The sequence below is a fragment of the Streptomyces sp. NPDC006476 genome, from assembly GCF_040612015.1.
Taxonomy (GTDB): Bacteria; Actinomycetota; Actinomycetes; order Streptomycetales; family Streptomycetaceae; genus Streptomyces; species Streptomyces griseorubiginosus_B.
On record NZ_JBEXPK010000208.1, the window covers coordinates 1 to 3,725 of the forward strand.

Annotated in this window: 3 protein-coding genes; 1 reads left to right on the forward strand and 2 read right to left on the reverse strand. The window is 67.3% G+C overall.

Going from position 1 to position 3,725, the window contains the following annotated elements:
* Positions 1-126: 126 nt before the first annotated feature.
* Positions 127-351 (forward strand): hypothetical protein, encoded by a 225-nt coding sequence (locus tag ABZZ74_RS52925; RefSeq protein WP_356951271.1) that lies wholly within the window; start codon positions 127-129, stop codon positions 349-351.
* 242 nt (positions 352-593) lie between these two features.
* Here the strand turns inward: ABZZ74_RS52925 and ABZZ74_RS52930 are convergent, their stop codons facing one another.
* Both ABZZ74_RS52930 and ABZZ74_RS52935 read right to left on the reverse strand, forming a co-directional pair.
* The gene (locus tag ABZZ74_RS52930) at positions 594-2,309 is read right to left on the reverse strand and encodes a hypothetical protein (protein ID WP_356951272.1); all 1,716 of its coding nucleotides are present in this window, start codon (positions 2,307-2,309) and stop codon (positions 594-596) included.
* Positions 2,310-3,011: 702 nt separating this feature from the next.
* A complete protein-coding gene (locus tag ABZZ74_RS52935) occupies positions 3,012-3,617 on the reverse strand; it encodes a discoidin domain-containing protein (RefSeq protein WP_356951273.1) in 606 nt (201 codons plus the stop codon).
* Positions 3,618-3,725: the final 108 nt, after the last annotated feature.

Here is a 3,725-nt window from a genome sequence, read left to right on the forward strand (position 1 = left end):
TGGGCAAACGGCCCCGGAGCCCCGTCATGCCCATCACCGCAGGTCACGCCACAGATTCCCCCCTGCCATGTGCCCACCTACTGTCGAACTCGGGTTGGAGGCTCCCCCACGGGCCACGAATGGATCGTGCGGGGCTACGGGGCTTCCCAGCCCCGGCCGCGCTGGGACTTCCGAAGCACCAAGCGACATCCCCTCGTCGGCGACCATCCCCTGGCCGTCCTGATCGAGTTCGACCCCGAGAAGGAGCACCGCGCCGAAGTACTGTTCTCCGCCGAACTGAAGCACCCAGCCCTCGGACTCCGCAGGCACCGGGCCCAACTCCCGGCCGCCGCCATACCTTTGGCGATGTGACCCGTACCGAGGCCTCCCCGCCGCGATCAGTGAGGATGAGCTGCCACCGCCTTCGACCTCATCGAGCCCATCCGCCGCGGCGGGAGCCGCGCGAGCCCGGGCAGCTCCCCCCAGGGTCGACTACATAGGCGATAGCACCCACAGCGAGACCGCCTACACGTAAAGCGAGTTGAGAACACAAAGGGGCCGGTGGTCCACGGTCTTCCCTGAACCACCGGCCCCCTTCATACTCTTTTCAACGTCTACGCGTCCTTCGCGACGATTACGCTGTGCGACGCGATCGATCGCAGGTTGAGGTCGCGCATCGCCGGGATCGACGCTATCCCCCAGGCGATCGTGGCGAGGCCGGCTGCCACCTCACGACCAGGCTCGGGCGTCCCTGACCACACCATAATGATGGTGGCGGCGCCCCAAATGATCCAGGTCGTCCTTGCCCCGAAGCCGCCGAACATGAAGCTCATCAGCAGCAATGCCGCGCCGCTGGCGACCCACAACAGATGCAGCGCGGTGACGGGCAGGGGCAATCCAGTGGAGTGCGCGGTCAGGTAGGCGTGGACCGGATCGTCGATCGTTGCGACGACGCCGTCCCAGTGCCATCCGCTCGGGGTATGCCAGGCGCGGGCCGTATGCGAGACCGTGTTCGCCAACACGCCGGCGGCAGCGATGCTGACCAGGACTGCCGAGAACATCACGACCAGTTTGATCCACAGGGCGCTCTCGCTCCAGCCTCCCGTGAGTGAGTCCCCGACTTCCTGGCGCCGTGCCTCAAGCCATTCCGGATCGCTCACGACGACCGGTGACGCCATGCCGAGCGTGGCTGTCGGAGCGCGATGCGGCTGTGGGGGAGTCTTGAAGTCTGCGCCCAGTTCGCCAAGAGCCTGCTGCACCAGGAGAACGACGCGCCGGTCGTGACCGAAGACCGTGTACGCGGCGCAGGCCGCGGTCGCCGGCAGCAGGGGAAACAGCCACCAGGCACTCCACTGCACCGAGCACTCCACGCTCAGTGCGGCACCCGTCGCGGCGAGCGCAGCGATCAGGCACCGTACTGCCCGCACGGCCATCGCCCGCGTGCTCACCACGATCGGCCCCGGCGTCGGCTCTTGGCGGAAGCCGGCGCGGACCGCCGGCCACAACTGCGCCAACGGGCTCCACGGGTCACTGACGAAGACAACACCGACCAACATCAGCAGATCCAGGGGGATCGTCCAGCCAGTCGCGCCGGACCTGGTGGCCGCCACATGAAGCGCCGCTGCGGACATCATCGCCAGGCCCCCCAAGGCACGCCCCAGCAGATGACAGCCCGTCCGCAGACGATCAACGGTTTGGATCGCCGACCGGCCCGGCTTGATCAGACTCCACTCATCGCTGACCGCGTCCCGCCGCTGCTGGCCATCTTCGAGAAACCCCTGCGCAGCGCGCAGGGCCCTGTCGAAATCGGCTCGGAAGAACGCCTCCTGCAGCTCTTCCGGCATCGGGGGCAGCTCGGGCTCTTCCGGAGAGACGACCACCCGGCGGGATTGGGCGAGTTCCTCCTCCAGTTCGTCACTGCGCCTGCGCAGCCGAGCCAGGAGAACCTCGGTCTCGTCCCGGCTGGACCGCGCCCGGCGCAGCTCCCGCTGCGCCGCCTCCAGCTGCTGGGTGAGCTCACCAAGGCGTGCCTGACTCTCCTCGTTCTCCTCGTCGTACTGATCTTTCAGTGTTGTCACCTGCTGCTGCAGGTCCGTGGTGAACCGGGCGAGATTCAGCACGAGTTGCTGGGTCAGGCCCCGCTCTTCCATCAGTTCCTGGTTGCGCTCGTGGGCCTGTGCGAGTTGCTCGTAAGCTTTCGCCGCCTGGTCCTGGGCGGTGGCTGCCACAGCGGCTAAAGCGGTCCCGGGCGGCTCGCTATCTGCTGGCGGCTGCGGGGCCGGCGTCTCGGTGGCCGGCTTCGGGCGCTGTGCAGCCACGAACAGGCGCATGGCTTCGCTCATGCACGCCGGCCGCTGGCGCGGGTGGTTGCCCCAGGCTCCACCTCGTTGACCTGCACGTTCCCCGCGACCGCTGCCCTACCGGCTCAGATTTCTGCGGAACTCAGGCCGGTCATTGCGCGTCATCGTCGTGTTCGAGAGCCCCCCAGCAGCCACCGTACTGTTGGTGGGCCCCCACGATGCTGACCCCAACATCGACATCTACACAGCTCTTTACGAACTTGCTGGTCTGAGCTCTGAGAGGCGACCGCACTGAAGACCGGCCGCTGATGCTCCAGCAGCCGGATGTCGCGGATACAGGTCGCGCCCAGGGTGATCGCGACCGCGAGGTCCACCAGCACCTGTCCCCGATCGTGCAACGGCGCGAACCCAGGCCGGGCCAGCGCCGCCGACAGCGCCCCGGTCAGCCCCGTCCGCTCCGCGAGCAGCCGCAGATGCACCCCGCCCACATGCCCGACCTGCCCCTTCCCGTCCCCCGACATCGCCAGACCCCGACTCCACTCGCTACCCTGCACGTGAAAGGTGCCCCCACCCGCTCATGATCCAAGCCTTCGACAAGCCGGATCATCGCAGGTCACGGGGCACCTTTTGCAGTTCGTGACGCAACGTCACCACTCTCGGAATTCACGGTGAAACACCGAGGCAAGGACCTGGCCGCGGGCGGGAATGACCCTGGGTGTCGAGGGAGACTGCTCAGCCCTGGTGCGGGCGTCCCAGCACGACGAGTTCGGTTGTGTCCACGAACTTGCAGCCCCACGGGGTGGAGTCCTTCGCGCAGTCTTGTCCGCTGTCGGCAACCTGGCTGCCGAGCTTCGTCAGGCGGACGTACCGGATGTCCTGGTCGGTGCCGGCTTTAAGGGAGACGGCGTTCTGCCGACCGGTGTCGGCCGGCTTGAAGTGGCCCTCGGCGGCAGTGGTCCAGGCGGTGCCGTCGGCCGACGTTTCAATCCGGTAGTCACCGAGGGACGAGGTTATGTCGTCCCCGCAGCCCGCTGTCGGGTCGACGAGGACTTCACGGATATCAACGGCCCGGGGCAGCTCGACCGTATTGTGAGCCGGGGCGATACCGGCACTGTTAGTGCCGGCCACCACATCGGAACTCCAGGCGGCGGTGGACAGGTCGATCAGCCTGTCCGGACCGCAGCCGTCGCTGCTGTCGTCGCCACCGCTGAAGTCAGCGACCTTGGCGCCGCCTGCGGCGGCCGCCCAGTCGCGCTGCAGTGTCCAGTTGATGATGCGTGTGGAGCCGACGTGGACCGTGCGGACCACAGGTTCGTAGCCCAAGCCGCTCGCGTACACCTTCGGGTACGTCCCCTTAGCTTGAAATTAAAGGTTTCCCCTCGGTCCTCCGGGTCGATGGGTGTCCTTTTTGTGCCGGTGTTTGCCGACGGGGTGGCGGGGTGCGGC